19 protein-coding genes and 1 other annotated feature are annotated in these 21,754 nt (G+C 71.3%); of the genes, 12 read left to right on the plus strand and 7 right to left on the minus strand.

Features of this window, described 5'->3' with window-relative positions; all coding sequences use genetic code 11:
- Position 1: 1 nt before the first annotated feature.
- The 5 genes from ABC766_RS24085 to ABC766_RS24105 form a co-directional block, all read right to left on the minus strand.
- On the minus strand, positions 2 to 1,498 hold the full coding sequence (locus tag ABC766_RS24085) for a SulP family inorganic anion transporter (RefSeq protein ID WP_075380504.1): 1,497 nt from the start codon (positions 1,496 to 1,498) through the stop codon (positions 2 to 4).
- A gap of 60 nt (positions 1,499 to 1,558) precedes the next feature.
- Positions 1,559 to 1,614 (minus strand) — a sequence feature (sul1 is cis-regulatory element that is thought to sense ions involved in sulfur or methionine metabolism; They are found in Alphaproteobacteria).
- 64 nt (positions 1,615 to 1,678) lie between these two features.
- On the minus strand, positions 1,679 to 3,349 hold the full coding sequence (locus ABC766_RS24090; RefSeq protein WP_043351674.1) for a methyl-accepting chemotaxis protein: 1,671 nt from the start codon (positions 3,347 to 3,349) through the stop codon (positions 1,679 to 1,681).
- A gap of 135 nt (positions 3,350 to 3,484) precedes the next feature.
- Positions 3,485 to 5,173: a methyl-accepting chemotaxis protein gene (locus ABC766_RS24095; protein ID WP_345819703.1), complete on the minus strand. Its 1,689-nt coding sequence runs from the start codon at positions 5,171 to 5,173 to the stop codon at positions 3,485 to 3,487.
- A gap of 495 nt (positions 5,174 to 5,668) precedes the next feature.
- Positions 5,669 to 6,196, minus strand: coding sequence for an ATP-dependent protease subunit HslV (gene hslV / locus ABC766_RS24100; protein ID WP_043351688.1), 528 nt, complete (start codon positions 6,194 to 6,196; stop codon positions 5,669 to 5,671).
- A 128-nt stretch (positions 6,197 to 6,324) separates the two neighbouring features.
- Positions 6,325 to 7,134 carry an SGNH/GDSL hydrolase family protein gene (locus ABC766_RS24105; RefSeq protein WP_345819704.1) on the minus strand — a complete coding sequence of 270 codons (810 nt, stop codon included), beginning with the start codon at positions 7,132 to 7,134 and terminating at the stop codon, positions 6,325 to 6,327.
- 289 nt (positions 7,135 to 7,423) lie between these two features.
- Between ABC766_RS24105 and ABC766_RS24110 the strand changes: the two genes are divergently transcribed.
- The 3 genes from ABC766_RS24110 (at position 7,424) to ABC766_RS24120 (ending at position 9,389) form a co-directional block, all read left to right on the plus strand.
- Positions 7,424 to 8,662, plus strand: a complete 1,239-nt coding sequence (locus ABC766_RS24110; protein WP_345822833.1) for an MSMEG_0565 family glycosyltransferase — start codon at positions 7,424 to 7,426, stop codon at positions 8,660 to 8,662.
- On the plus strand, positions 8,655 to 8,933 hold the full coding sequence (locus ABC766_RS24115; RefSeq protein WP_043351680.1) for an MSMEG_0570 family nitrogen starvation response protein: 279 nt from the start codon (positions 8,655 to 8,657) through the stop codon (positions 8,931 to 8,933). Before ABC766_RS24110 ends, ABC766_RS24115 begins: the two co-directional genes overlap by 8 nt.
- 156 nt (positions 8,934 to 9,089) lie before the next feature.
- A complete protein-coding gene (locus tag ABC766_RS24120; protein ID WP_078947409.1) occupies positions 9,090 to 9,389 on the plus strand; it encodes a hypothetical protein in 300 nt (99 codons plus the stop codon).
- Between the two features lie 44 nt (positions 9,390 to 9,433).
- Here the strand turns inward: ABC766_RS24120 and selB are convergent, their stop codons facing one another.
- Entirely contained in the window at positions 9,434 to 11,389 is a 1,956-nt protein-coding gene (gene selB / locus ABC766_RS24125; protein ID WP_345822834.1) for a selenocysteine-specific translation elongation factor, read from the minus strand.
- Between the two features lie 360 nt (positions 11,390 to 11,749).
- On the opposite strand from selB, the gene ABC766_RS24130 reads away from it, so the two are divergent.
- From ABC766_RS24130 to ABC766_RS24170, 9 genes are all read left to right on the plus strand, one after another.
- Complete coding sequence (locus ABC766_RS24130; protein WP_342141538.1) at positions 11,750 to 13,267, plus strand: CHAD domain-containing protein; 1,518 nt, start codon at positions 11,750 to 11,752, stop codon at positions 13,265 to 13,267.
- Between the two features lie 675 nt (positions 13,268 to 13,942).
- Entirely contained in the window at positions 13,943 to 14,404 is a 462-nt protein-coding gene (locus ABC766_RS24135) for a tellurite resistance TerB family protein (RefSeq protein WP_043351693.1), read from the plus strand.
- A gap of 107 nt (positions 14,405 to 14,511) precedes the next feature.
- On the plus strand, positions 14,512 to 15,777 hold the full coding sequence (locus ABC766_RS24140; protein WP_427902263.1) for a Zn-dependent hydrolase: 1,266 nt from the start codon (positions 14,512 to 14,514) through the stop codon (positions 15,775 to 15,777).
- Between the two features lie 187 nt (positions 15,778 to 15,964).
- The gene (locus ABC766_RS24145; RefSeq protein ID WP_043378480.1) at positions 15,965 to 17,248 is read left to right on the plus strand and encodes a beta-ketoacyl-ACP synthase; all 1,284 of its coding nucleotides are present in this window, start codon (positions 15,965 to 15,967) and stop codon (positions 17,246 to 17,248) included.
- On the plus strand, positions 17,245 to 18,012 hold the full coding sequence (locus ABC766_RS24150) for an SDR family oxidoreductase (protein WP_345819705.1): 768 nt from the start codon (positions 17,245 to 17,247) through the stop codon (positions 18,010 to 18,012). The genes ABC766_RS24145 and ABC766_RS24150 overlap by 4 nt, the downstream gene beginning before the upstream one ends.
- A gap of 33 nt (positions 18,013 to 18,045) precedes the next feature.
- Positions 18,046 to 18,333, plus strand: a complete 288-nt coding sequence (locus ABC766_RS24155) for an SH3 domain-containing protein (RefSeq protein WP_043352800.1) — start codon at positions 18,046 to 18,048, stop codon at positions 18,331 to 18,333.
- Positions 18,334 to 18,344: 11 nt separating this feature from the next.
- Positions 18,345 to 19,367, plus strand: coding sequence for a zinc-binding dehydrogenase (locus ABC766_RS24160; protein ID WP_342141536.1), 1,023 nt, complete (start codon positions 18,345 to 18,347; stop codon positions 19,365 to 19,367).
- A 139-nt stretch (positions 19,368 to 19,506) separates the two neighbouring features.
- Positions 19,507 to 20,523, plus strand: coding sequence for a lipid A biosynthesis lauroyl acyltransferase (locus tag ABC766_RS24165; RefSeq protein ID WP_342141535.1), 1,017 nt, complete (start codon positions 19,507 to 19,509; stop codon positions 20,521 to 20,523).
- A 7-nt stretch (positions 20,524 to 20,530) separates the two neighbouring features.
- A complete protein-coding gene (locus ABC766_RS24170) occupies positions 20,531 to 21,298 on the plus strand; it encodes a DUF1223 domain-containing protein (RefSeq protein WP_342141534.1) in 768 nt (255 codons plus the stop codon).
- 20 nt (positions 21,299 to 21,318) lie between these two features.
- Here ABC766_RS24170 and ABC766_RS24175 read toward each other — a convergent pair whose 3' ends face one another.
- Entirely contained in the window at positions 21,319 to 21,540 is a 222-nt protein-coding gene (locus tag ABC766_RS24175) for a hypothetical protein (protein WP_043352783.1), read from the minus strand.
- Positions 21,541 to 21,754 lie beyond the last annotated feature (214 nt).

Consider the following 21,754-nt stretch of genomic DNA (forward strand, 5'->3'; position numbering starts at 1 on the left):
CTCAATGCGCTGCCGGCACCGCTGCGACGCCGGGCTTGTCGTGCTGGCCGAACCGCTCGACCAGGGTCGAGCTGGCGGCGTTGAGGCCGACGACCTCGACGAGGCGCCCGCGGGCGCGGGCCTTCAGCACCACCCGGTCGAGGGCTGCGACCGCCGAGATGTCCCAGAAATGCGCCGCGTGGACGTCGATCACGAGACGCTCGACCGGCTCCAGCACGTCGATCGCCTCGGAGAACGTGCCGGCGGAGGCGAAGAACACCTGCCCGGTGATGGCGTAGGTGCGGGTCCGGCCATCGGCCGAGAGGCTGGAGGTGATCCGGTTGAGACGGGAGACCTTGCCGGCGAAGAACACGCCCGAGAGCAGCACGCCGACCAGCACGCCGATGGCGAGATCCTTCGTGGCCACGACGACCAGGACGGTGGCCAGCATCACCGCGGAGGATGGCAGCGGGTTGGTCCGCAGGCGGGCCAGGGAACGCCAGGAGAAGGTGTTGATCGAGACCATGATCATCACGGCGGTCAGGGCCGCCACGGGCACCACGGCGAGCAGATCCTGCAGCGCCACGAGGAGCAGCAGCAGGAAGGCCCCGGCCACCAGCGTCGAGAGGCGGCCGCGGGCGCCCGAGGAGACGTTGATCACCGACTGGCCGATCATCGCGCAGCCGCCCATGCCGCCGAACACCGCGGAGGCCATGTTGGCCACGCCCTGGCCCATGCATTCGCGGTTCTTGTCGCTGCCCGTGTCGGTCAGGTCATCGACGATCTGCGCGGTGAGCAGGCTCTCCAGCAGGCCGACCGCGGCCAACGTCGCCGCGTAGGGCAGAAGGATCCGCAGGGTCTCGAAGGTGAGGGGCACGTCCGGCAGGGCGAAGCTCGGCAGCGCCGAGGGCAGGGCGCCGAGATGGGCGACCGTGCGGACGTCGAGGTGGAAGATCGCGGTGATCGCCGTCAGCACCGCGATGGCGATGAGCGGGGCGGGGATCGCGCGGGTGATCCGCGGCACGCCGTAGATGATCGCCAAGCCCAGGGCGATGAGCCCGTAGGTCGCCGGCGTGACGCCGGTCAGTTCGGGCATCTGCGCCAGGAAGATCAGGATCGCCAGGGCGTTGACGAAGCCGGTCATCACCGACTGCGAGACGAACCGCATCAGCCGGCCCAACCGGAGGAGGCCGGCCAGGATCTGGATCACGCCCATCAGGATGGTGGCGGCGAAGAGGTACTGCACCCCGTGGTCGCGCACGAGCTCGACCATCACGACGGCGGTGGCGGCGGTGGCGGCCGAGATCATGGCGGGGCGGCCGCCCGCGAAGGCGATGGTGCAGGCGATGACCACGGAGGCGTAGAGGCCGACCTTCGGGTCGACGCCGGCGATGACCGAGAAGCCGATGGCCTCGGGGATCAGCGCGAGGGCGACGACGATCCCCGAGAGGGTGTCGCCGCGGATGTTGGATGTCCACGACCGGAGAAACCCGGTCTGTCCGGGTGAGCTGAGTGACATGCTTGATTCCGCACGAGCGGCGTGCCCGCGTCGCTGGCGGGTCATGGCGCGTCTCGAATGCGTGGTCCGGCGGATCGGCGGCCGGAAGAGCCACCCGGGCTTTCACCGGGTCCTTGCGAATGCGCGGACCCTAGGGGCCTGCGCGCTGCAATGCAACATCCGCGCGCGGCGGCGGGACCGTCAGGCCGCCCGGACCTGCGCCACGAAGCCCGCCACCTCGCTCCCCAGCCCGTTGGAGCGGCGGGCGATGTCGGCGGCGGCCGCCAGCACCTCCGCGGCGCTCGCGCCGGTCTCGCGGGCCGCACCCAGGACCAGCGCCATGGTCTCGGTAACGGAGCGGGTGCCGCTCGCGGCCTCCGAGACGCTGCGGGCGATTTCCTGCGTGGCCAATTGCTGCTCCTCGACGGCCGCGGCCACACCGAGGGCGATGCCGTGGACCTGCTCGATCGTGCCGCCGATCTCCTCGATCGCGGCGACGGCCTCATGCGTCGCCGCCCGCATGGCGGCGATCTGCCCGGCGATCTCTTCGGTGGCCTTGGCGGTCTGGGTGGCCAGATCCTTGACCTCGGTGGCGACGACCGCGAAGCCGCGTCCGGCCTCGCCGGCGCGGGCGGCCTCGATCGTCGCGTTGAGCGCCAGCAGGTTGGTCTGGCCGGCAATCGTGGAGATGAGGGAGACGACCTGCCCGATGCCCTCGGCGCTGCGGGCGAGGGCCTGGACGCTCGTCCGGGTCCGCCGCGTCGCTTCGACGGCCCCCTCGGCCGCGGTGGAGGTCTGCGTGACCTGAACGCCGATCTCGCTCGCCGTCGCGGCGAGTTCCTCGGTGGCGGCGGCGACGGCCTCGACGTTGTAGGCGGTGGTCTCGGCGGCGCGGGTCACGGCCTGGGACTGCGTGCCGGCGTGATCGGCGTTGCCCGCCATGGTGGCGGCGGCGCGCTCCAAGCCGGCTGCCGCTCCGGCCAGGTGATCGACCAGCCCGCCGAGGTTGCTTTGGAACTGATCGGCGAGCCCGGCCATCTCGGAACGCTTGCGCGCCGCCGTATCGACCCGCATCCGCTCGTGCTCGTGCCGGAGGGTCTCGGCCTCGCGCATCGTGTCGCTGAAGACCTGCATGCTGGTCCAGATCGCCCCGATCTCGTCGCGCCCCGGCTTGATCGCGGGCAGGGTCAGGTCGCCGCGCGAGAGGCGCTGGATCGCCTCCGAGACCGCCCGCAGCGGCCGGGCGATCTGCCGCTGCCCGATGAGCAGGCCCAGAGCGCAGCAGATCGCGGTTCCGGCCAGCGCGAGGCCGAGGAGGAGCAGAGTCCGCGCCTGGAACAGCGCCTGGGTGTCCGACTTGATCGCCGCCATCTCGGTCCGGCCCTGCTTCACCAGGGCATCGATGCTCGCCTGGAAGACCTTGCGGTTGGCGCGGTTGGCGTCGTTGAAGCCGAGTTCGGCGGCCGCCTTGGGGCCGGTCGTGTCGCCAGCCTCCGCGAGGGCGCTGCGCAGGGTCCGGAACGCCTCGGCATTGCGCACCATGGCGTCGAAGAGCGGGCGCTCGGCCTCGGTGACCCGCGGCGCCCAGTCCGCCCGGAGCGCGTCCATCTCGGCCAGACCCTTGCGGATGCCGGCGGTGTACTTGGCCGCCTCCGTCCGGTCTGCGGAGGCGTAGACCCCCCGCGAATCCATGGTCACTTCGGCGGCGAGGCGGTTGAAGTTGGCGGCGTCGAGCGCCCGGATCGAGGCGTTCTCGACGCTCGTGAGGGAATGCTCGAAGCTTCTCAGCGTCGCCACGCTCACCCCGGCCACGATCAGCGTCGTCAGGCTGCACGCGCCGACGAAGCCCAGAAGTTTTCCGCCGATTTTCATTGAGATCCAACCGCAGAGGCTCGATTGGCGCTAAAATGCCGGTTATTCGTCAAAGCCGCGTAAACTAATCGCCGTCGGCATTATTTGTTTTGACGAACGGGCCTCCGTCGCCGGAAGCCCGCTGCGCGGCACCGCTCACGCCGCGCGGACGCTCACGAGGAACCGGTCGACCTCGGCGGTCAGCTTCTCCGATTGCCGCGAAAGCTCGGACGCCGCGTCGAGCACCTGGCCGGCCGCCATGCCGGTCTCCTCGGCGGCGCCCGCGACACCCGAGATGTTGCTCGTCACCTCGCCGGCGCCGACCGCCGCCTGCGCGACATTCCGGACGATCTCCTGCGTGGCCGCGCCCTGTTGCTCGACCGCGGCGGCGATCGAGGTGGCGACGCCGCTGATCTCCCGGATCCGCTCGGTGATGCCGCCGATCGACGTCACGGCCTGACCGGTCACCGCCTGGATCTGCGCGATCTGGCCGGAAATCTCGTGAGTCGCCTTCGCGGTCTGCTCGGCCAGCGCCTTCACCTCGGCGGCGACGACGGCGAAGCCCTTGCCGGCGGCACCGGCGCGGGCGGCCTCGATGGTGGCGTTCAGCGCCAGCAGGTTGGTCTGGCCGGCGATGTTCGAGATCAGGCCGACCACGTCGCCGATCCGCGATACGGAATTGCTCAGCTCCTGAACCAGGGCGCCGGTCTGGTCGGCGTCCGAGACGGCGCGCTGCGCCAGATGGGCCGAACCGTCCACCTGCCGGCCGATTTCCTGGACCGAGGAGCCCAGCTGCTCGGCCGCCGCCGCCACCGTGTTCACATTGGTGGCCGCCTCTTCGGCGGCCGCCGCCACCGTGGTCGACTGGCTCGACGTCTCGGAGGCGGTCGCCGACATGGTCCGCGCGGTCGCCTGCAGCTCCGTGGCCGAGGACGACACCATCCCGACGATCCCGCCCACGGCGCGATCGAAGCTGTCGGCCAGCTCGATCATGGTCCGGCGCCGCTCGGCCGCCGCCGCCGTGTCGGCGATCCGCTTGATCTCGGCATCCTCGGCCGCCTTCCTGGCGACCATGGTCTTGATTCCCTCCACGGCCCGCCCGACCGCGCCGATCTCGTCGCCGCGTCGGGCCTCTGCGATCTCGGCCTCGATCTCACCCCGGGCCATGCGCTGGAGTACCGCGACGAGGCGGCCGAGCGGGCGGGTCAGCATCGCGAAGACCAGGAACGCCAGAAGCGCTGCGATGAGGACGCTGCCCACGCTGCCGAGAAGACTGGCGAGATAGGCGGCGCTGAACGAGCGCCCCTGTTCGTCGCTGCGGGCGCCGAGGAGCTCCCGCTCGGCCTGGTCCGCATCGGCAATCTTCGCGCGCAGGGCATCCATGGACGCCTTCCCGGCTCCGCTCGCCTCGATCTGGCGCGCCGCGTCGAGCTGGCCCGCCTCGACGAGGGCGATCTCGTTCCGCGCGATGTCGTTCGACCAGGTCGCGGCCAAGCTGTTCACCGCCGCCAGGCGCGCCTGCTGCGCCGCGTTGTCCACCGTGAGCGCCTGCGCGGTCTCCAGCGCCGCCTTGTAGGCCTTCTGGCCGTTGCGGAACGGCTCCAGAAATTTCGGGTCGCCCGAGAGCAGGTAGCCGCGGAGCCCCGTTTCCTGGTTCAGCATCGACTGCGTCACGCCGTCGAGCGCAGAGATGACCTGGTAGGAATGTTCCGTAAGATGATTGACCCGCTCGATCGACGTTAGATGACTGTATCCGATCGCGCTGATCCCGATCGTTACCGCCGCTAAGCTGCCGAAGGCCGCGGTCAGTTTGGTCACGATGCGGACGTCGTTAATCGATCGCATAATTTAGCCCTCAGCGCGCATGTTGCGCGACGAATTTTGCTTATTATGGGCCGACTATGCATTTTACAGCGTGAAAATTCCCTTACCGATGCAGTCGTCGTCGTAAATCTCGGCTGGAGCTGTGCCGCGAGATGGCGGACCCGGCGCTCAAATTTCAGTGATGGATCCGGAAGCTCTCGTGCTCGGTAGATGAAGCGCACGAAATTTAGCCAATCTGATAGTTTTACATCAATCAATTGATTGATCGTCGAATTTTCATTGTAGAATTTAGGATTGAGAGGATCTCCTGAAGTCGGCTGGAGCCGCTTCTTTTCCTCATTGCACGCGAATACGACCTGCATCGCCGAGTCCGCTGCGGGTGCGATGGGGATGCACCGCTTAGACCGCCGCGGCGGGGCATGAGCGCCCCGACGATCCGGATGCGGGCGGCCACGGTGCGAGAATCGGCGTCGATCGTACGGTGTCGACGCCGGCTCAGGCCGCAGCCGCGGGAGGTCAGGCTTCGAGGGTCTCGATCACCAGATTGCCGTTCGTGTAGACGCAGATCTCCGCGGCGATCCCCATGGCGCGCCGGACGATCGCCTCGGCATCGAGGTCTCCGTCTTCCAGCGCGCGGGCGGCCGCCAGGGCGTAATTGCCGCCCGAGCCGATGGCCATGACGCCGCTTTCCGGTTCCAGCACGTCGCCCGAGCCCGACAGAAGCAGGCTGACATCGCGGTCGGCGACCAGCATCATCGCCTCGAGGCGGCGGAGGTAGCGGTCCGTCCGCCAATCCTTGGTGAGTTCGACGCAGGCCCGCGTCAGCTGACCGGGATATTGCTCAAGCTTGGCTTCGAGGCGTTCAAACAGGGTGAAGGCGTCCGCCGTGGCGCCGGCGAAGCCGCCGATCACCGCGCCCTTTGCCAGGCGCCGGACCTTGCGGGCATTCCCCTTCACGATGGTCTGGCCCAGGCTGACCTGACCGTCGCCGCCGATGACGACACGGCCGCCCTTGCGCACCATCAGGATCGTGGTCGCGTGCATCTGGGGCACCGCGCCCCGGTCTTCATACCTGAATGCATCCTGGCTCAAGGTTCGGCTCCGCTCTCGGTCGCGCCGAGATGGGGAGCTTCGCCGGCCGAGTCCAGCCGGAAGGGGCGGCGGGGCGCCCTCTATTCGGCCACAGGCTCGAAGCTCCGCACGGGACCCGCATCCTGCAGGATCGATTGCGCCGCGGCCTCGGCCAGGAGGGCGTAGCCGCGATCGGCCATGTGGAGCCCGTCGGCGGCGAAGAGCTGCTTGGTGGTCAGCTTACCCTCGCGCACCCAGCCGTGCATGAGATCGGCGCGGCGGATCACCGGAACGTCGAGGTCGTCGCCGATGCTGCGGACCGCGTCACGGAAGCGGGAGGCGCCCGGCGTGGCTTCCAGCTTCGGGCACCATTGCGGCTCCATCAGCACCACGTCGATCCCGGCCTCGCGGATCCGGCGGATGGCCGACACGGTGGCCTCGCGGAAATGTTCGACCGAGACCCCGCGCAGCGGATCGTTGCTGCCCGTCTGCCAGATCACGAGCTGCGGTTCGGCCGCGATGACGTCCCGGTCGAGCCGCGCCAGCATGTCGTCGACGTGCTCGCCGCCGATCCCGCGATTGATGACCGCGACGTCGATTCCGTGCAGCTTCTTGCGCAGGTCGATCTGGAGGCGGGCCGGGTAGGCGTTGGCCGGGCTCGAGGCGCCGATACCCTGCGTCGAGGACGAGCCGAAGGCCACGATCTTCAGCGGTGCGCCGATGGCGATCTGACGGGCGACGTGCGGCAGGTCCGGACTCTCAGACAGGTCGAGACCCAGCATGTCGAGCGATTCGGGCAGGAGGTCCGCATAGGCCAGAACCGCCGTCGGCAGGACCAGCAAGGCGCTGAGCAAGCCCAGACGGCGCAGCAGTTTGCGGGCGGGGAAGGCAGTGTTCAGCGACTTGGACACGGGACCGACGGCTCCGGCTCACGTGAGCGTTAGATACAGTCTGACACACGGTGCTGAAAAGAGCGGTTCCGTGCCGAGCTTGAAAACACACTGAATTCGTAACGCAAAATTAGGCGGCTTTTGGGGCTGGCGACCGGCCGGCCCCCGAAACGGCGCCGATGCGACGTTTCGGCAGGATGCTGCCGCATCCGGCATGAACCATGCGACCGGTGCTGGGCGCATCTCCGTGAGGGCGGCGGAGCGCGTGGTCAGGGTTTCGGGCGCGATCCCCGACCGGCTTGAGGCCTCCATGAACCGTCCCCCGGTCGGCCGCTTGCGCATCGCGATCCTCACGCACTCGACCCATCCGCGCGGCGGCGTGGCCCACGCTCTGGCTCTCGGAGAGGCCCTGTGCCGGCTCGGCCACGAGGCGGTCGTCCACGCCCCCGATCCGACCGGACGCGGCTTCTTCCGCGCGGCGCGATGTCCGGCGATCTCGGTCGCGGCTAAGCCGGTGGGCGGATCGGCTGCCGCGCTGGTCGGTGCCCGGATCGCCGACTACCTCGCCCATTTCTCCACCCCCGCCGCCTGCGACTTCGATGTGTTTCACGCCCAATGCTGCATCAGCGGCAACGCCCTCGCCACGTTGACCCGCCGCCGCCTCATCCCGGGCTTCGTGCGCACCGTCCACCACATCGACGCGTCTACGGATGCGCAGCTTGCGCAGTGGGAGGAGCGGGCGATCCTCGATGCCGGGCGCCTGCTCTGCCTCAGCCGGACCTGGGCGGCGACGCTGGCCGTGGAATACGGCGCCCGGGCCGAGGTGGTCGGCACCGGCGTGGATAGCGCGACCTACACGCCCGATCCCGGACCGGAGGACGAGGCTCTCCGTCGAAGCCTCGGTCTCGGCGGCGGCCCGGTCTTCCTCAGCGTCGGCGGGTTTGAGGCGCGCAAGAACACGTTGGCGGTGATCGAGGCCTTCGCGGCCCTGCGCCGCGCCCATCCCGGCGCGCAGCTCGTCGTGGCCGGGGGCGCCTCGCTGCTCGACCATGCGGGATACGAGGCCCGCTGCTGCGCCGCCCTCGAGCGCGAGGGGCTCGCGGTCGGCACCGGCCGTCCGGTGATCCGCACCGGCCCGGTGGACCAGGCAGACATGCCGAGCCTCTACCGGATCGCCGATACCCTGGTGTTTCCCTCGCTCATGGAAGGCTACGGCCTGTGCGTCCTGGAGGCCATGGCCTGCGGCACGCCGGTGATCGTCTCCGCCCGACCGCCCTTCACCGAGTATCTCGCCCCCGGCGAGGCCCTGTCGGTGAACCCGGAGGACACGGGCGCCATCGCGTCAGCCATGGAGGCGAGTCTCGAACCGGGCCGGCGGGGGCGCCTGCGCAATGCCGGCCGGGAGGTCGCCCGGGCCCATGTCTGGGACGCCTGCGCCGCGCGCCACCTGCCGACCTACGCGGAACTGGCGCCCCGGGACGCACCGGTGCTCCCGGCCGCGACGGGGGCCGCGGCCTGGAACACCCTTCGGATCCCCCGCGATGCCTGAGATGCGTTTTCACATCCGCTGGCCGGATGGCACCCGCGAGGCCTGCTACGCGCCCTCGCTGGTGATCAAGGAGCACCTCGCGGTCGGGCAGGACTATCCCGTCGCGGAATTCGTCGCCCTGAGCCGCCTTGCCCTGGGCATCGCCAGCGCGCGCGTCCGCGCCCGCTACGGGTTTCCCTGCGGCCGCGCCGAGGCGCAGCTCGCCCGGATCGAGGAAACCGCGCGCCGGCAGGCGCCGGGAACCGTGCACGTCGAATCCTTCGAGGTCTGACGCCGGGCTTCGATCGGCCCGGCCGCGGGGCTTCGGATCCCATGGAGACGGGAGCGCCGTCCCCGACGAGCGGCCTTGCGGCGAGGCGACGCAGGACGGGTGAGCGTCCCCGGCGGGTTGTCCGCAGGATCGATGGGACGAGGACAGGCGTCGGCGATGATGACCCGGATTGCGGCGGCCCTGGTCCTGGCCGCGTCACCCGCCGCGGCGCAGACGCGGCCGTCCAGCACGGCCATGACCTGCCAGCAGACGATCCGCCTCGTTCAGGCCCGGGGCGCCCTGGTCCTGGGGACCGGCGGCATGACCTACGACCGGTTCGTCCGCGACCGGTCGTTCTGCGAGCCCACCGAAATCGCCAAGCGCGCCTTCCGTCCGACCCGCGACAACCCGAACTGCCTGATCGGCTACACCTGCTACGAGCCGGGGGCCGGCGACTGGTTCGGCGCTGACTACTAGTCCGCTTACTGGTCCGTGGCGTCGTTGGAGCGCCCCGGCGGCCGTCAGCCCGCGTCCGGTGCGGCGCGCGCGGGTTCGAGGGCCACGATCACCCGGCGATCCCCCGCCCGGCGGGTGAAGCCCGTCGCGTCGAGGTGCTCCAGCAGGGGGATCGAGAACTTGCGCGAGATTCCCAGCGTGGCGCCCGCTTCCCGGGCCAGGAAGCCCATGTCGGGCGTCCCAGCCTCGGGGAAGGCCTCCACGAGGCGGGTCTTGGCGTTGGCGACCGCCTCCCGGTGGAACAGGACGGCGCGGCGCTGGACCCGGTCGACGGCGCGGATCACCGTGCCGGCGCCCACGAGGTAGGTGAGCGCTTCGCGCCGCCGCACGTCGCGTCCGATGGCCTCCGCCTCGTCGGGCGGGCTGAGTCCGGCGCGGCGGAAGACCTGTTCCAGCCGGCGGGCGGCCTCGCTCTCGTTGCGGGCCGGGTCGAACTCGGCTCGCCGCCACAGGGCGCCCGCCTGGGCGACAGCGCCCGCCTGGGCGACAGCGCCCGCGGCCGCGAGGTCGCGCAGCACCGCACCGGTTACCGTCTCGGGCAGCGCCAGGGCACGGGCGAGCCGCTCCAGGGCGATCCCGTGATCCATCGGGTTGTCGCGGTGATGGTGGGCGAGGGCCGCCAGCGTGCCGCTGCGCAGGGCCGCGAAGGCTGCGGCGCCGATGTAGCGGTCGCCGATCGCGCGGGCGCCCGCTTCGGAGAGAATCTGCCGGGCGCGCTCCGGCGCGATGCCGGCGATCCGGGCGAGTTCGGTGAGGGGTGCCCCGGCCGCGCCCAGCTGACCGAGGCGGACCGTGATCGCCTCTCCGGCATGGCCTGCCGCGAGTGCGGCCAGGTCCGCCATGACCCGCGGGTCGTGGCGCCGGCGGCGGCGGCTCGCCGGATCGAGGATCCGCCCGCCTGCCACCGTGACGGAGGGCGAGTCGAGCCGCAGCACGAAAGGCTCCCGTGCCGGCACGGCGACCGGTTCGCCGAGATGGAGTTGGGCCTGGGTGCTGGCGCCGGGCTCCAGGGCATCACGGTCGAGCAGGCGCAGCCGCGCCTCGACCTCGGTGGTCCCGAACAGAAGGCGACAGGCCGAGCCGCCCGCCAGGGCGTCCGCACCGGCCGCCGCGGTGATCGCCACGTCGAGCCACGCGCTCGGGGCGAGCAGGCCCGGCGGCGACAAAGCCTGCCCGCGGGCGACCTCGTCGAGGTCGATCCCGCGCAGGGCGACGGCGGTGCGACGCCCGGGCTCGGCGCGCTCCACCGCACGTCCGTGAATCTGGAGGCCACGCACCACCGCCGTGCGGCCGCCGGGCGCGATCTCCACCGTGTCGCCCACGGCGAGCGGTCCGCGCCGCAGCGTCCCGGTGACGACGGTGCCGAATCCCGGCCGGGAGAAGACCCGGTCCACCGGAAGATACGGGAAGCCGTCGTCGCGGCCGGGCTCCGTCTCGTCCAGCAGCCCCGACAGGGCGGCCGACAGCTCCGGCAGGCCGGCGCCGGTGACGGTCGACGTCGCGATGACCGGACCGGCCGCGATCCCCGCGCGGGCGGCGGCGGCGGCGATCTCGGCCGCGCGGGCCGCCACGGTCTCGGGCGTCGCCAGGTCCGCCTTGGTCAGAGCCAGCACGCCGCGGCGCACGCCGATGAGGCGGGCGATCTCCAGATGCTCCACCGTCTGCGGCTTGATGCCCTCGTGCGCGTCCACCGCCAGCAGGACGGCCCGCATGCCGGTGGCGCCGGAAATCATGGCGCGGACGAACCGCTCGTGGCCCGGCAGATCCACGAGGTCGATCTCACCGCGATCGGACGCCAGCAGCGCGAAGCCCGGCACGATGGACACGCCGCGGGCGCGCTCCTCCTTCAGCCGGTCGGTCTCGACGCCCGTGAGCGCCCGGACGAGGGCCGTCTTGCCGTGATCGACGTGCCCGATCACGCCGACGAGGAGTGTCTTCAATGCAGTCACCGACCGGACCATCTCCGCGGTGTCGCCGTCCACCCGGGGCGCACCGCTCGCGCGAAAGGAGAATCCGCCGCGCCGGCGCGTTGCGGCGCCGTTGGCCGCCGGACGGTCGGGGCGGGGGCGCGCGCGGCAGATGGATTGTGGACAATTTGTCTTGCCACGTCGTGCCGTTCCGGGAAAGCGCGTTTTTAACGCAGTGCAGCATGGGGCTTCCGGGCCGGTGTGCCGCGCTCTCTGCTTGACGCCGGGAGGCCCGCCGCCTTTGGTGGATCGGGTGCGTCGGACGGTCACGCCCCGATGCCGATGCCGCGGGGGCCGATGCAACCCAGGGGCATCTGTGCATCGTTAGGCGAGGCAGGTCATCAAGAGGAGCGTATGAGCGACACCGAGAGCCACGCCGCCGAGGAACCCCGCGAGGTCGAGTTGAAGCTCGACTGCGCCGGTGCGGACCTGACGGCGCTCGCGTCCCACCCCCGGCTGAAGCAGGCGGCGACAGCCGAGCCCGAACGGTTGGTCACCACCTATTACGACACCCCCGACGGCGCGCTTCGCGAGGCCGGCTTGACCCTCCGGGTGCGCGCCAAGGGCGGCCGGCACGTCCAGACCGTGAAGGCCGGGAGCGGCGGCGTCGGCCTGTTCGACCGGGCCGAGTGGGAAACCGAGATCGCCGGGGAAGCGCCGGACCCGGCCGCCTGGGCCGACACGGCGGCGGAGCGGATCCTGCGCAAGGCCGACGCCCCGCTGGAGCGGGTCTTCTCCACCGTCGTGATGCGCCGGGAGATCCCGGTGGAGGAGGGCACGTCCCGGATTCTCGTCACGCTGGACGAGGGCCAGGTCGAGACTGCGCGGGGCCGTGCGCCGCTCTGCGAAGTCGAGCTGGAACTCCAGGACGGCGACCCGGCCGATCTGTTCGTCCTGGCCCAGTCCCTCGCCGAGACCGTGCCGCTGCGCCTCGGCGTGCGCGCGAAGAGCGCCGTCGGCTACGCCCTGCTCGACGGGCGCGGCCCGGCGGTGGTGAAGGCCGAGCCGGTGGACCTGCCGGAGGGAGCGAGCGCCGGGGACGTCTTCCGTCACGTGGCGCGCGCCTGCCTGCGCCACATGCGCCTCAACGAGACCGCCTTCCTGGAGGGGGGGCGCCCGCCCGAGGCCCTGCACCAGATCCGCGTCTCCCTGCGGCGCTTGCGCTCGGCACTGTCGCTGTTCGGTCCGATGCTGCAGGCCGATCCCCGGGCCGCGGGCTTCAACGATTCGATCAAGCAGGTCACCGAGCCATTCGGTCACGCCCGCAACCTCGACGTGTTCCTCAGCGACACGATTCCGGATCTCGCGAAGCAGCGGCCCGACGAACCCGGCCTCGACGCGCTGCGCCAGCGGGCCGAAGCGGAGCGCGCCGTCGCCTACGAGGCCGTGATGGCGACCCTGGAAAGCCCGCGATGGCGCGCGCTCATCATCGACCTGGCCGGCTGGGTCGAGGCGGGGTCCTGGGCCGACGGGCCCGACGCCGCCGTCGACGGGCGGCACTTCGCGGCGCAGGTGCTCGATAAGGCGCGGTCGCGGCTGAAGAAGCGCGGGCGCGGTCTCCGACACCTCGACCCGCATACCCGCCATCGGGCCCGGATCGCCGCCAAGAAGCTGCGCTACGGCGCCGAGTTCTTCGCCGATCTCTACCGGAAGAAGAAGGCGGTCCGCCGGCAGGAGAAGTTCGGCGCCGCGCTCTCGGACCTGCAGGATCATCTCGGCGCTCTCAACGATCTGGAGACGGCCCGGTCGATGACCGAGAGCCTGTCCGGCCCGCCGATGCCGGGACCGGACGACCCCGGGGCGCAGAAGCTGCTCGACGCCGCCGCGGAGGCCCGGTCCGACCTCCTCGACGTCAAGCCGTTCTGGCGCTGACGCGATCCGGGCCGCACTGCGGGCCGGAGCCGGGTCTGCGCGGCGCCCCTCGTGAGAGCGGTGCCGCGCAGGCCATGCTGACCTGCGTGCCCGGCGGCTCGTCGTCTCCACGGGGCGTCTGATCCGGAGAGGCGGATTCGGGATCTTCGAGAACTCTGACCGTCGGGGGAGCCCGGCGCCGCAACGGCGACCCGCGTCGATGGGGCGAGCGCCCGAACCGTACCGGAGGCCGTAACGGGTCGATCCGCGTCGCGCCGAGCCACGGAACGCGCTTTTTGACGGACGGAGCGCCGACCGACCCCGGGCGTTTATCGGCGCGGGTTACAGATCCGGCGCCCGCCGGCCCGCGGCCCTGTCGATAGCAGCGGAGTATTGCCCGGGGGAGACCGCCGCCGGCTCGAAGCGCGGGCCTGGGGGGCACCCGAACGTCGTTCCGGCGGCGTGACGACGTGCACGGCTGCCGCGGAGGGGGAATCGCTGAAGCCGCATTTCGCCGGCCGCGCTTTGGAACGCGGTCGACCGAAAAACTCGCATGGCCATGTTGCCGAAGGATGTCTGGTCTCGGGATCCGACCCCTTTTATGGGCTGACCTTCGGGGATGGGTTTCCTCCGCGCCGCCGTCTGCTATCCCTCCCGATCACTCCCGACGTCCGACCCTGCCGCCGACAGTCCCGAATGAGCCTTCTGCGCGACCTCTTCGGCCATGTCGGCCGTACCGTGACGGCCTATGCCGGTGACAAGGCGCTGATGCTCGCGGCAGTCTCGGCCGCGGCCAACGTCATCGTCGCCGACGGCGAGGTCGCCGGTCCGGAATTCGACGCGGCTCTGCTCGGCCTGAAGGCCGACCCGGTCCTGATGAAGGGCTACGACGCTTTGATGCTGGAGACCGAACTCTACGAGGGCATCGCCCGGGCGCGGACCCGGCTCGGCCGGGCCGAGAATCTGCGCCATGTGGCGGCGGTCGCCGAGCGCCCCGCGAACCAGCGCGAGAACGTCTTCCTGATCGCCGCGGACGTCGCCGATCAGGACGGGATCAGCAACATCGAGGCGAGCGCCCTCGGCGAGATCGCCGTAGCCCTGCGGGTCGACGCGATCGGACTGCTCCGCGCGAATCCGGTCCGGCGCCCGCCGGTCTGACAGATCCGGTTGGCATCGCGGTTGCTCGGTGTGGACGCGCTGCCCAGCCGGCCGCGCCCGCCTATAAAGACCCCGTCGCACGGCGACCCGCCGTGAAAGGAACCGGCATGGCCGAGATGAGCCTCAGCAAGACCCACAACCTGCGCGCCGATGGTGCGCGACTCTGGGCGACGATCCTGGAGACCGCGGCGTTCGGCGGCACGCCGGCCGGCGGCATCAACCGCCTGACGCTCTCGGCCGAGGACGGCCAGGTCCGCGACTGGTTCCGGGAGGCCTGCGAGGCGGCCGGGCTGACGGTGTCGGTCGATGCGCTGGGCACCCAATATGCCCTGCGGCCGGGCCGGGACATGGCCCGCAAGCCGATCGCCTTCGGCTCGCATCTCGACACCCAGCCCACCGGCGGCAAGTTCGACGGCGTCCTCGGCGTCCTGGCGGGCCTCGAGGTGATGCGCAGCCTGAACGATGCCGGGATCGAGACCGAGGCGCCGCTCCTCGTGGTCAACTGGACCAATGAGGAAGGCTCGCGCTTCGCCCCCGCCATGATGGCCTCGGCGGCCTATGCGGGAGACTTCACCACCGACGAGATCCTGGCCAAGCGCGACGCCGCCGGCACGACGGTGGCGGAAGCCCTCGACGCCATCGGCTATCGCGGGGTCGAGGCCGTCGGCACGCGGGAGATCGGCGCTTTCGTGGAACTGCATATCGAGCAGGGCCCGATCCTGGAGGCCGAGGGCAAGACCATCGGCGTGGTCGAGGGCGGCCAAGGCATCATGTGGTTCGACGGCGTCATCACCGGCTTCGAGAGCCATGCCGGCACCACGCCGATGCCGCGCCGCCGGGACGCGCTGCTCGCCCTCTCCGAGTTCGCCCTCGCGGCCGAGCGGATCGCCCTGGCGCACGCGCCCTCTGCCGTGGCCACGATCGGCGAGGCCGCGATCCTGGCGCCGTCCCGCAACGTCGTGCCGGGCCGGGTCGCCTTCACGGTGGATGTGCGAGACCCGCGCTCGGCGACCCTCGACGCCATGGAGGCGGCCCTGGCCGAGGCGGCCGCCGAGATCGCCGGACGCCGTCGCCTGGAGATCGCGCTGACGCGGATCTGGCGGAAGGAGCCGGTGCCGTTCGATCCCGCCATCGTGGCGGCGATCGATGCGGCCGCCGAGAGCCTGGGGCATGCGCGGCGCCGGATCATTTCGGGCGCCGGCCACGATGCCTGCAACCTCGCCGCCAAGGTGTCCGCCGCGATGATCTTCGTGCCGTGCAAGGACGGGATCAGCCACAACGAGGCCGAATCCGCCACACAGGCCGACTGCGCGGCCGGCGCCGACGTGCTGCTGCAGACCGTGCTCCGTCTCGCCAACGCCCCGCGCACCTAGAAACCTGCAGCCTGGTGGTTCCGGCCGCACAGGAGAAGCGGCGCGCCGAGTCTCGGACGTCGCCGATCCGAGACCGCGTTGCCATCGTCCCGGGCTCGCCTCCGGCGCCTCGGAATGATGGCAGCGCGGCCGCAAGCCCCTCGGTCCGGAGGTGTACCGCGGCGGAAAATCCCGTAAGGACCGCTCCATGAGCGCGCGATCCTACCGCGACGCCAAGGGCCGGCCGCTCGTCGCGGTGACCGGCATCGGCGTCGTTTCCTCCCTCGGTCGGGGACAGGCCGATACCTGGACGGCCATGACCGAGGGCCGGTCCGGCATTCATGCCATCGCGCGGTTTCCCACCGACGGTCTGCGCACGCGCATCGCCGGGACGGTGGACTTCCTCGACACCGATCCCCTCGTCGCGCCGCTCCTGTCGGAGCGGTTCGCCGCCGTCGCCGCCGAGGAAGCGGTGGCGCAAGCCGGGATCGGCACCAGCGGCGATTTCCCGGGCGCGCTGTTCATCGCGGTCCCGCCGGTGGAGATGGAATGGCCCCAGCGGCAGGCCCTGGCCGAGGCCGCGGGTGGCGACGGTCCGGTCGACTATGCCGGCCTGCTGCGGGCTGCCGCGACGCGCCGCTTCGATCCCTGGCACGACCTGTTCATCTTCGGCACGGTCGCCGACCGCATCGCCGACCGTTTCGGCACCAAGGGCTCGCCGATCTCGCTCTCCACCGCCTGCTCGTCGGGGGCCACGGCGATCCAGCTCGGCGTCGAGGCGATCCGGCGCGGCGAGACCGCGGCGGCGCTCTGCATCGGCACCGACGGGTCGGTGAACCCGGAATCGCTGATCCGCTTCTCGCTGCTCTCGGCGCTCTCCACCCGCAACGATGCGCCGGAAGCGGCCTCGAAGCCGTTCTCGAAGGACCGGGACGGCTTCGTGATGGGCGAGGGCGCGGCCGCTCTGGTTCTTGAGGACGCCGAGGCCGCGATCGCCCGGGGCGCCGCGATCCTCGGCTACGTCCTCGGCTGCGGCGAGAAGGGCGACGGCTTCCATCGCACCCGCTCCAGTCCCGACGGCGCGCCGATCATCGCGGCGATCCGGGCCAGCCTGGAGGATGCCGGCGTCGCGGCCGAGGCGATCGACACGGTGAACGCGCACGGCACCTCGACGCCGGAGAACGACAAGATGGAGGCCCTGGGCCTGGGGGCCGTGTTCGGCGCCCGCGCGGCCAGCCTGCCGGTGACCTCGAACAAGTCGATGATCGGCCACACCCTGACCGCGGCGGGCGCCATCGAGGCCGCGGTCTCGCTCCTGACCATCCGCCACGGCCGGATCCCGCCGACCATCAACCACCGGGTGCCGGACCCCACTATCGCCCTCGACATCGTCGAGACCGCCCGCGACCTGCCGGTGCGCACGGTGCTGTCGAACTCGTTCGGCTTCGGCGGCCAGAACACCTGCCTGGTCTTCGGCGCGGAGCCCGCGTGAGCGCCGCACTTGCCCAGAGCCGCGTCCTCGTGGCCGGCGGCGCGTCCGGAATCGGCGCCGCGATCGTCCGCGCCCTGGCCGAGGCCGGGCTGAGCGTCGACTTCACCTATCGCGCCTCCGCCGAGGCCGCGCAGGCCCTGCTGGCCGACCTGCGTGCGGCGCATCCGGACCGGGCCTTCGCGGCCCATTCCGTCGATCTCAGCGATCGGGGGGCGCTGGAGGCGTTCTGCGAGATCGCAGAAGCGGCGGGCTATTACGGCCTCGTCCACAATGCCGGCCAGTCCTGTGACGCCCTCGCGGCGATGCTCGATCAGGAGCGGGCCGAGGCGGCCATGCAGGTCAACTTCTTCTCGTTGACGCGGCTCGCCAAGTCGCTCGTCCGGGAGATGACCCGGGCGCGGTCGGGCCGCATCGTGGCGATCGGGTCCGTCGCCGCCCTGCGGGCGAATGCCGGCAACGCGGCCTACGCGGCCACCAAGGGCGCGCTCATCGCCTATTGCCGCACGCTGGCGATCGAAACCGCCAAGCGCGGTGTGACCGTCAACGTGATCGCCCCGGGCTTCGTCGACACCGCTATGATGAAGCGCTACGCCGCCTACCGGGACGGGATGGAGCGCCAGATTCCCGCCGGCCGGTTCGGGCGGCCCGAGGATGTCGCGGCGCTGACGGCCTTCCTGATGGGCGAGGGGGCCGCCTACATTACGGGGGCCGTGCTGCCCGTCGATGGCGGCCTGACTGCCATGATGGGTGTCCACCGGTCCTGACCGGTGGCCCCGCCGAACCGGACCATCCTGACGATGCGCGCCAGCTTCGCTCTATCCGCGGCCTTCTGCTGTGCGGCCGTCCTGATCCCGGGCCACGCCCGGGCGGAGCCGCAGGTCTACCGGATCTCCGGCCTGCCGCCGGGCGAGCCGCTCAGCATCCGCGCCGAGCCGGATCCGTCCGCCGAGCAGATCGGCGAGATCCGCACGCGTGCCCTGGTCTTCGGCTGCACCAACGATACGCCGAGCCGCACCACGTGGTGCCGGGTGAAGGCCGGACGGGTCCTGGGCTGGGCGCGGCGGCGATATCTGGCGCCGGAGTGATGAGAGAGACGATGAAAGCCCTGCAGCTGTTCGGCGACCGCGACCTGCGCCTGACCGAGATCGAGCCGCCGCCCGCACCGGGCGCCGACGAGGTCCGGATCCGCATCCGCGCCGTCGGCCTCAATTTCATCGATGTCTGGGGCTTCCGCGGCATGGCCTTCGCCAAGCGGAAGATGCCGCTGATCGTCGGCGCGGAAGCGGCCGGGATCGTCGAGTCGGTCGGAGCGGCGGCCACCGGCCTCGCGGTCGGGGACCGGGTCGTGCCCTACGGGGCCATGACCTGCGGCCGGTGCCGGGCCTGCCGCGAGGGGCGCGACAACCTCTGCGAGGACGTGTCCGGGGTGATGGGCTTCCATCTCGACGGCTTCGCCCGGGAGTTGGTGACCCTGCCGGCCCGCCTCGTCGTGAAGGTGCCGGACGGGGTCAGCGACACCGACGCCGCCTGTGCGGGCATCGCCTTCGGCACGGTCCAGCACATGCTGTTCGACAATGCCCGGCTGGAGCCCGGCGAGAGCGTGCTGGTCCATGCCGGCGGCTCGGGCATCGGCACCGGGGCGATCCGCATGGCCAAGGCGATCGGCTGCACCGTCTACACGACCGTCGGCGACGACGAGAAGGGCCGCAAGGCCGCGGAACTCGGCGCCGACCACGTCATCAACTACCGCACCGAGCGCTTCGAGGGCGAGGTCCGCCGGCTGACGAAGCGCAAGGGCGTCGACGTGGTGTTCGAGCATGTCGGCGCCGACACCTGGAACGGCTCCCTGCTCTGTCTGAAGCGCGGCGGCCGCCTCGTGACCTGCGGGTCGACCTCGGGTGTCTCGACCACCATGAACCTGATGCAGCTGTTTCAGCAGCAATACCGCATCACCGGCTCCTTCGGCTGCTCGCTCGCCAATATCGGTCAGTCGCTCGCGAAGATGGAAGCCGGCATCCGGCCGGTCGTCGACACGGTGTACCCGCTCGCCGATTTCGCGCAGGGTCTGGAGCGGCTCGAATCGCGCCGGGTGTTCGGCAAGATCCTCGTCAGCCTGTAGCGCCGACGGCGGCGCGCCCGTCGGGCGCTGCAATGTCTCCGGGTGTCGCGATCAGCATTTCGCGACGCGAGAGACTTGGCGTAAACGTCGCCGTACGGGTCGCTGGGGGGCCGCCCGGACCTTATCCCTGGAATCGATTGTGCTGCGTCTCGCCCTCCTGCTGAAACGATCGTACCCGCGCCTCGCGGGCTTCGCCATGGTCCCGGTGATCCGGGCCCTGGTCCTTCTGGCGCGCCTCCTCGGGCCGGTGCGGTCCACGGCATTCGCGGCGCTGCTGCTGCGCACCCTCGGACCGCTCCTGCCGGCGCACCGCACCGCGATGGCAAACCTGCGGGCGGCGTTCCCCGACATGCCGGACTCGGAGCGGAGACGGATCGCCCTGGAGGCCTGGGACAATCTCGGGCGGACGGGGGCCGAGTACGCCCATCTCGACACCCTGTTCGATTACGATCCCGCCGCGACGGGCCCGACGCGGACCGAGGTGTCGGGCATCGAGCACTTCTACGCCCTGCGCGACGACGGCGAGCCGGGTCTCATCTTCTCGGCGCATCTGGCGAATTGGGAGCTGCCGGCGATCTGCGCGGCCCGGTTCGGCCTGGACGCCACCGCGGTCTTCCGCCCGCCCAACAATCCGGCTGCGGCGCGCCTGGTCCAGGAGGTCCGGCGCAAGACGATGGGCGGCTTGGCCGCGTCCACGCCGGGGGCCGTCTTCGCCATGCGCGACGTGGTCGAGAATGGCGGCCATCTGGGCCAGCTCATCGATCAGCATTTCACCCGCGGCGTCGTGGTGAACTTCCTCGACCGGCCCTGCCTCGCCAACCCGCTGCTCGCCAAGCTCGCCCGCCATTACGACTGCCCGGTCCATGGCGTGCGCGTCGTGCGCCTGCCGGAGGGCCGCTTCCGCCTCGACCTGACCCCGCCCCTCGACCTGCCCCGGGCCGCCGACGGGACCATCGACGTGGCCGGCGCCATGCAGGCGATGACAGCCGTCGTGGAGGGCTGGGTGCGCGAAAATCCCGGACAGTGGCTGTGGATGCATCGCCGCTGGCGGCCCGACATGCTGCCGAGGGCAAGAGTGACGCCGGCGCTATCTCAACCGACGGTAGAGGCTTCTCAAGCCAACGTGATTTCACCTTCGGCCTCCCAGACGGTCTGATGGATCGATGACGCCCCGGCCCCGCGCCCCGCTCCGCGACCGCCGCGCGCTCCGCGCCGCCGTATTGGCCTGCGCGGCGCTCGCCGCCATGCCGGCGCGGGCCGAGCCGGTCCGCGCCGTGGTGGAATTGTTCACCAGCCAGGGCTGCGGCGCCTGCCGGGCCGCGGATCCGGTTCTGCGCGATCTGGCCCGCAAGCCCGGCGTCGTCGCCCTGACCCTGCCGGTGACCTACTGGGACTATCTCGGCTGGAAGGACACGCTGGCGCTGCGGCCGTTGACCGAACGCCAGCGGGCCTACGCCCGGGGCCGGGGGGCGCGGCAGGTCTTCACACCGCAAGTGGTGGTTGACGGCAACGGATTCGCCGTGGGCTCCGACCGGCCGGCCCTGGACCGGCTGATCCGCGAGGCCTGCCAGCACGGCGGGCTGCCGGTCCCGGTGCGGGGGGAGATGAAGGGCGACCGGATCCTGGTGGAGGTCGGGGCGGCCCCGGAGGCCAAGACCGAGATCCGCGGCGATGTCTGGCTCGTGCCGGTGCTGCGCAGCCGCGCCATCGCGATCCAGGCCGGGGAGAATGGCGGCCGGACGGCGACCTACGTGAACGTCGTGCGGGGCATGCAGCGCCTCGGCCACTGGACGGGCCAGCCAATCAGTTTCGAGGTGCCCGATGCCCAGGCCCACATCGCCGACGCGGACAGCTGGGTCGTCCTCCTCCAGGGCGCGGCCGATGGCAGGCCGGGCCGCATCTTCGGCGCCGCGAAGGGACCCGGGCTGTAGCGCCCGGGCGCCGAGCACGCCTATTTCAGCGAAATCGGGTCGATCTGTCGGCGGCCCTCGCGCTCGTGGCGCGCCCGGGACTCGCGCGCCAGCGCCGCGAGCCGGCGGTCGAGCCGGTCGGACAGGCGGCCCACCAGCCCGATCGCGCCGTCGATCGTCCGGCTGACGAGCGCGACGGTACCGGTGACGGCTCCGACGATCCCGCTCTCGATGGCGCGACCGATTCGGCGGACAAGCTTCATGTCGACGGACTCTGGAAAGGCGGCGCCATCAGCGCCTCGGTCCGCGGCAGGTAGGGCAGCGCGTTGGGAGCGTGATGCGGCGGAAAGCGGCGCAGATCCGCGTGCCGGGGGCGGAACTTTTCCGCGACGCGGCCCCCATTTGCGCAGTGCGGCCGGACGGCCTGAACCGGCGGGGTGGCAGGCTCGTTGCAGAGGTGTGAGCGTTCGCCGTTCC

Source organism: Methylobacterium fujisawaense (genome assembly GCF_039619325.1).
In the GTDB taxonomy this organism is placed as follows: domain Bacteria; phylum Pseudomonadota; class Alphaproteobacteria; order Rhizobiales; family Beijerinckiaceae; genus Methylobacterium; species Methylobacterium fujisawaense.

Excerpts from the sequence above, each read along its gene's own strand:
- ABC766_RS24085 (WP_075380504.1), bottom strand. The coding sequence starts at position 1,498 with ATGTCACTCAGCTCACCCGGACAGACCGGGTTTCTCCGGTCGTGGACA.
- ABC766_RS24090 (WP_043351674.1), bottom strand. The coding sequence starts at position 3,349 with ATGAAAATCGGCGGAAAACTTCTGGGCTTCGTCGGCGCGTGCAGCCTG.
- ABC766_RS24095 (WP_345819703.1), bottom strand. The coding sequence starts at position 5,173 with ATGCGATCGATTAACGACGTCCGCATCGTGACCAAACTGACCGCGGCC.
- hslV (WP_043351688.1), bottom strand. The coding sequence starts at position 6,196 with ATGCACGCGACCACGATCCTGATGGTGCGCAAGGGCGGCCGTGTCGTC.
- ABC766_RS24110 (WP_345822833.1), top strand. The coding sequence starts at position 7,424 with ATGAACCGTCCCCCGGTCGGCCGCTTGCGCATCGCGATCCTCACGCAC.
- ABC766_RS24115 (WP_043351680.1), top strand. The coding sequence starts at position 8,655 with ATGCCTGAGATGCGTTTTCACATCCGCTGGCCGGATGGCACCCGCGAG.
- ABC766_RS24120 (WP_078947409.1), top strand. The coding sequence starts at position 9,090 with ATGATGACCCGGATTGCGGCGGCCCTGGTCCTGGCCGCGTCACCCGCC.
- selB (WP_345822834.1), bottom strand. The coding sequence starts at position 11,389 with ATGGTCCGGTCGGTGACTGCATTGAAGACACTCCTCGTCGGCGTGATC.
- ABC766_RS24130 (WP_342141538.1), top strand. The coding sequence starts at position 11,750 with ATGAGCGACACCGAGAGCCACGCCGCCGAGGAACCCCGCGAGGTCGAG.
- ABC766_RS24135 (WP_043351693.1), top strand. The coding sequence starts at position 13,943 with ATGAGCCTTCTGCGCGACCTCTTCGGCCATGTCGGCCGTACCGTGACG.
- ABC766_RS24140 (WP_427902263.1), top strand. The coding sequence starts at position 14,512 with ATGGCCGAGATGAGCCTCAGCAAGACCCACAACCTGCGCGCCGATGGT.
- ABC766_RS24145 (WP_043378480.1), top strand. The coding sequence starts at position 15,965 with ATGAGCGCGCGATCCTACCGCGACGCCAAGGGCCGGCCGCTCGTCGCG.
- ABC766_RS24155 (WP_043352800.1), top strand. The coding sequence starts at position 18,046 with ATGCGCGCCAGCTTCGCTCTATCCGCGGCCTTCTGCTGTGCGGCCGTC.
- ABC766_RS24160 (WP_342141536.1), top strand. The coding sequence starts at position 18,345 with ATGAAAGCCCTGCAGCTGTTCGGCGACCGCGACCTGCGCCTGACCGAG.
- ABC766_RS24170 (WP_342141534.1), top strand. The coding sequence starts at position 20,531 with ATGACGCCCCGGCCCCGCGCCCCGCTCCGCGACCGCCGCGCGCTCCGC.
- ABC766_RS24175 (WP_043352783.1), bottom strand. The coding sequence starts at position 21,540 with ATGAAGCTTGTCCGCCGAATCGGTCGCGCCATCGAGAGCGGGATCGTC.